This is a genomic window from Deltaproteobacteria bacterium, assembly GCA_029860075.1.
Lineage (GTDB): Bacteria > Desulfobacterota > JADFVX01 > JADFVX01 > JADFVX01 > JAOUBX01.
Map to the genome: position 1 here is coordinate 24,557 of JAOUBX010000054.1, position 6,053 is coordinate 30,609.

A 6,053-nucleotide genomic window follows, 5' to 3' on the forward strand; every position below is an offset into this window, starting at 1 on the left:
GGAGAGGAAGCGCTAAAATGGCAAATATCATTATTATCTATTCAACTACCGACGGTCATACCCTGAAAATCTGCCGCCGGCTGCAGCAGGTCATTGAAGAGCAGGCCCATCAGGTAACACTGGCTTCCCTTAATGATGAACGGGATGCCGATTTGAAACGCTTCGACAAGATTATTGTTGGCGCCAGCATCCGCTATGGAAAACATAGCCCGCAGGTTTACCAATTCATAAAAAGAAACGAAAAGATTCTTGCAGGCAAAGCCAATGCCTTTTTCTCTGTCAATGTTGTTGCCCGCAAGCCGGGGAAAGATAAACCGGAAACAAATCCTTATATAAAAAAATTCCTGAAAAAATCATCATGGCAACCTATGGCATTGGCAGTTTTCGCAGGAAAAATAGACTACCGGAAATACAGCTTCCGGGACCGTCTTATAATAAGGTTAATTATGTGGATAACGAAAGGGCCTACCCACCCTGAAGCCGTTGTGGAATTCACTAATTGGGAAGAGGTAGAAGCCTTTGGCCGGTCTGTAAGTGTAATGTAATAAAAAGGATTGAATCATACCTGTGACAGGCTAAAAAATAATGGGACAATAATGAAAATCGTACTTCTCAGGCACGGAAAACCTTATATAAAAAAAACAGAAAAGTTAAAGGCTGCTGAGCTTCACAGATGGATTGATTCCTATAACTCATCGGGAATTCATAAAAAATATCCTCCGGGAAAAGCGGCTATTCATATAGCCAATGAATGCAGGGCGGTGGTATGCAGTGACTTTCGCCGTTCCATAGAGTCAGCCGAGATCCTGGGAAAAACAGGCCTTAAACATATTGACCCCCTATTTAGAGAAATGGGGCTGCCTTATGGAACCTGGAAAAGCCCAAAGGCATCGCCTGTTGTTTGGGCTGCCATATTCAGGGCGCTCTGGTTTTTTGGTTATGCCTCAAATAGCGAGAATTTTTCATCTGCAAAGAAAAGAGCTTCACAGGCTGCCGATAAACTGGAAGATATTGCAAAAGCCCAGGGTTCTGTTCTTTTTGTTGGGCATGGTTTCATGAATCGATATATTGCAAAGGACCTTTTATCAAATGGCTGGCAGGGACCCCATAGCCCCGGTAAAAAATACTGGGAATTCGGCCTTTATGAATATAAAACAACATAAGCGGGGCTGCATGTAAAGACTGCCGGAGACAGACGAGTACTCATTTATCTATTTCATCTTATTCACCAGCCATGGCAAAATATTTGACATTAAACATTGGACAGGCAAGTATATCCTCTAATCAGCCCAGCTTAAAAAAGGATCGGCCATAGAACCGTTAATGGAAGAAAGCAATACAAATAGTCCTGATCAGGCGCAGAGCTTTAAATGTCTGCAATGTTCAGCCAAACTGACCTTTTCCGCCGGCGCATCGTCACTGAAATGCCTTTATTGTAACTATGAAAACCCTATTCCCCGATCGGAGGAAGACATTCATGAACTCGATTATCATGCCTTCCTGCAACAAGCCTCAGAGAATGAACCGACAGAAGAATGCCTCACCGTAGAATGCAATGAATGTGGCGCTCAGTTAAAAACGGAAGCTGACGTAACTTCCGGGGAATGTCCTTATTGCGGTGTAGATATGGTTATGACAACCCTGTCGAAAAAGCTGATTAAACCCAAAGCGCTGCTCCCTTTTAAAATTACCGGCAAAGAAGCCCTGGCAAGCTATCGCTCATGGTGCGATAGACTCTGGTTTGCGCCCAATGCATTGAAGAAGAAGGCGAAAATAGATGGCGGCATCAATGGCATTTATGCCCCCTGCTGGACCTATGACACCAACAGCAGCAGTTACTATACCGGCCGGCGCGGTGAATATTATTATGTAACGGAAAGGCGGACAAGCACTGATTCGGAAGGAAAAAGGACTACGAAAAATGTAAGGGTCAGAAAAACCCGATGGTATTTCACATCCGGCGTTGTTTGCCTTGCCTTTAACGATGTCCTGGTTATGGCAAGCCGTTCATTGCCTGAAAACTATGCCCGTCAGCTTGAACCCTGGGACCTGGAAAATCTGAAAGCTTATCAGGATGAATATGTGAGTGGTTTTAGAACGGAAAGTTATCAAGTAGACCTGGAAGAAGGCTTTGAAGCGGGGAAAGAAATCATGGATGATGCGATTCGCCGCGCCGTTAAGCAAGACATCGGTGGTGATACTCAACGCATTTCAACGGTAAAAACCGAGCATAGCAATATTACATTCAAACACATTTTACTGCCCCTCTGGCTAAGCGTTTATCGTTACAATGGCTCTACTTACCGCTTTATGGTCAATGCCCGTACCGGTGAAGTGCAAGGGGAGCGGCCATGGAGCCCGGCAAAAATTACGGCACTCATAACGGCTGTCGCATCAATTATTGGAGTCTTTGCCTTGTATTATGAGTAAAGAGTCTACAGCCAAAGGACAGGGATTCAGGAGTGGGCACACCCTTTTTTTTCAGTGTTCCCACATTTTACATTTCATTTTACAAGAGGAGGAAGTGTTATGACATCAGGTTCCAAACAATGGTTCCCTTGCCTTATTGCTGCTCTGATCATAGGCCTCTTACCCGTACAGGCTCCGGGTAAACGTATATCAGAGAAGGACATACCGGATACCTTAAAACCCTGGATGGGGTGGGTCCTTCATGGTTATGAAGAAAAACGCTGTCCCTCTCAATATAATAGCGTCAACACCTACCGCTGTCTCTGGCCATCCCGGCTTGAACTGGAAGTTGATAATAAAGGTGGTATTTTCAGCCAGAAATGGCAGGTTCTTAAAGAAGACTGGATCTACCTGCCGGGAGATGGCAAGTTCTGGCCCCAGGAGGTCACCGCCGGAGGAAAGGCTGTTTCCGTAATTGAAAGAGGCGGCCGCCCTGCCGTCTACCTTGAAAAGGGAGAACATCTTCTTAAGGGTCGATTTGACTGGAAAGAAATGCCCGAATCACTGCAGACTCCGCCCGAAACCGCTTTGATCGATATGAAGGCAGACGGCAAAGAGGTCCATTTTCCAAACCTCGACATTCATGGAAAGCTCTGGCTCAAGGGACGGGACTATGCCCAAAAAAGAGACGGCAAGGAAGAGGACCGCCTCGATCTGAAGGTTTACCGGCGCATTGTCGATGAAATCCCTCTCACCATTACGACCCAAATTGATATGGACGTTGCCGGCGGCCACAGGGAGGTTCTTCTCGGCAAGGTAACGAGCGGTGATTATATCCCGCTCCATCTGTCCGGCATCCTGCCGGTCAGGCTTGAAGCTGATGGACGGCTTCGTGTCCAGGTGAGACCGGGACGGTGGACCGTTACTTTGACGGTGAGGGGCCACGGGCCTGTCTATGACATCTCCTTTGTTAAAAAAGGAGAGCCCTGGGTAAAAGAAGAGATATGGGTCTTTGAGTCGAGGCCTTCACTCAGGTTGGTTGAAATTGAGGGCGGCACACCCATTGATCCGCAACAGACAACGCTTCCCGATGACTGGCGGCCTTTCCCTGCCTATCGCATGAAAGAGGGGGAAGCCCTGAAGATTATCGAAAAAAAACGTGGCGATCCCGAGCCACCGGCCGATCAGCTTGAGTTGACAAGAGACCTGTGGCTCGATTTTAACGGCAAGGGCTATACCATCAAGGATGCTATTTCAGGTTCCATGCGGCGTGGCTGGCGACTGGAAATGACTTCGCCTGTAGAGCTGGGCCGCGTTTCAATTGACGGAAGAGACCAGTTTATCACCCGCATGGAGAAGAACGGACCGGAAGGGGTTGAAGTCAGAAAGGGATCGATCAGACTTGAAGCCGACAGCCGTCTGGAGAGGGCTATGGGGGAAGTGCCGACGGGATGGAAGCACGATTTCCAGAAGGTGAAAGGGCGTCTGCACCTTCCTGCCGGATGGCGCATATTCCATGCCGGCGGCGTAGACCACATGCCTGGAACATGGCTCAAAGGCTGGAACCTCCTGGATTTGTTTATTGCCCTCATTATTGCCCTTTCATTTATGAAACTTTGGACGAAAAACTGGGGTCTCATCGCCCTTGCCGCCCTCCTTCTCTTCTATCACGAACCGGGAGCGCCGAGATGGATATGGCTTCACATCCTGGCTGCCGTGGCCCTTCTCAGGGTTCTTCCGCAAGGAAAGGCCGTAACCGTGATGGCAGTGTACCGGTGGCTTGCGCTTCTCCTGCTTATCCTTATAAGCATCCCCTTCATGGTCAACCAGGTGAGGCAAGGCATATACCCCCAGCTTGAAAAACCCTGGCTATCCGCCGGAAAGGGGGCCTTTCAGGCCGCTGCGCCTGCTAAACCGGAAAAAACGCTTACCGTTACGGCGCCCGAACCGGAACCGATGCCTGAAGAAGCGCTGGTGATGGAGGAAGATCTTTTGCAGGATAAAGAGGCCCCGGATATGGACGCCTTTAAAAGCAGGGGATTCTCATCTACGAAGCAGAGCAGGGAAAGATTTATGAAGAATAAAGCCTACTATGCAGAAGAGAGACTTGACCAGTACGATCCGCAGGCGACCATACAGACCGGGCCGGGACTCCCCCAATGGAAGTGGAATACCTTCTCCTTCAGTTGGAACGGACCGCTGGAAAGAAACCAGTCACTCAAAGTGATTCTTATCCCTCCACTGGTGACAGGGATCTTTTGCTTTTTGCGCGTTGCTCTCCTGGCCATTCTTGTCCTGAAACTGCTGGGTGTCGAATACGGCGGCAGGGGAGGGAGCTTCTCTTTCGGCACCCGGCGAAGCGGCAAGGCGGCCATGGCCGCCTTCTTGCTCCTCGGTCTTTTGAGGGGAACTGCGGAAGCAGGTAATATCCCCCCCGAGGAACTTCTCCATGAATTGAGGACAAAACTCCTGGAAGAACCGGCATGCGCACCCAGGTGCGCCGACAGCCAGCGCTTGATGCTGGAATCAAGGGGGGAGAATCTTACCATGCGTATGTCTGTGGAAAGCTATGCTGATACTTATATACCACTGCCGGGTCAGGCAAGGCAGTGGCTTCCTGCAAGGGTTCACTTAAACGGCAGACCGGCGAAAGGACTTTTCCGCAGCGCTTCGGGACAATTGTGGCTGAACGTGCCCGGGGGCCGCCATCAGGTGCTCCTTGCAGGCCCCCTCCCAAAACGAAAAAGTGTCCAGATCCAGCTGCCCCTCAATCCTCACCGTGTCGAGGCGAAGGTCAGGGGATGGACACTGGAGGGTCTGCACGACAACGGCGTCACCGACGGGCAAATACAAATGACCCGCATCGACTCTGAAAAAAAGAAATCCACCGGCCCCGAAACGCTTCTGGAACCGGCCACTCTCCCCCCTTTCGTGCGTATAGAACGCACTTTGCGGATGGGACTCACCTGGCAGATCGTAACAAGGGTCATACGGGAGAGTCATTCGGCTTCGGCCATATTGCTTGAAGTACCCCTCGTAGAGGGAGAATCGGTCACATCGGAAGGAGTGCGTGTAAAAGAAGGTCACGTTCTGGTAAATATGGGCCCGGGCATCCAGTCAGCGGAGTGGACCTCTGTTTTGGAAATATCGGGCAAAGTTGTACTGAAGGCGGCCGACAACAGTCAGTGGACGGAAATATGGAAACTTGACCTGAGTCCCGTCTGGCATGCAGATATGACAGGAATACCGGCGGTCCATCATCAGGACAGCCGGGGGAGCTGGCTTCCCGAGTGGCGTCCCTGGCCGGGCGAGTCGCTTACAATAGCTGTTACCCGACCGGAAGGTGTTGAAGGGCGGTCATTGACCGTCGACAGGAGTCTCATAGAAGTCTCTCCGGGACGCACGGCAACAGACGCCAGGCTCTCCCTGGCGCTGCGGAGCAGCCGCGGCGGACAGCATGATATAAAATTGCCGGAAGGATCTAACCTGCTTGAAGTAAAGATCAACGGCCGGACCCAGCCCATTCGCCAGACCGGCGGCAGGGTCTCAATCCCGCTGTTGCCGGGGGCACAGATGGTTTCACTCAACTGGCGCATGCCTGAGGGGATGGGCACCTATTTTTCCACGCCTGTCGTAGATCTGGG

Annotated in this window: 4 protein-coding genes; all 4 read left to right on the forward strand. The window is 50.5% G+C overall.

Going from position 1 to position 6,053, the window contains the following annotated elements; translation table 11 throughout:
- Positions 1 to 17: 17 nt before the first annotated feature.
- A complete protein-coding gene (hemG, locus tag OEV42_14945; GenBank protein ID MDH3975573.1) occupies positions 18 to 545 on the forward strand; it encodes a menaquinone-dependent protoporphyrinogen IX dehydrogenase in 528 nt (175 codons plus the stop codon).
- Between the two features lie 51 nt (positions 546 to 596).
- Positions 597 to 1,163: a histidine phosphatase family protein gene (locus OEV42_14950; protein MDH3975574.1), complete on the forward strand. Its 567-nt coding sequence runs from the start codon at positions 597 to 599 to the stop codon at positions 1,161 to 1,163.
- Positions 1,164 to 1,323: 160 nt separating this feature from the next.
- Complete coding sequence (locus OEV42_14955; GenBank protein MDH3975575.1) at positions 1,324 to 2,430, forward strand: hypothetical protein; 1,107 nt, start codon at positions 1,324 to 1,326, stop codon at positions 2,428 to 2,430.
- A gap of 99 nt (positions 2,431 to 2,529) precedes the next feature.
- Positions 2,530 to 6,053 (forward strand): hypothetical protein (locus OEV42_14960; protein MDH3975576.1); only part of this gene is annotated, 3,524 nt, incomplete at its 3' end.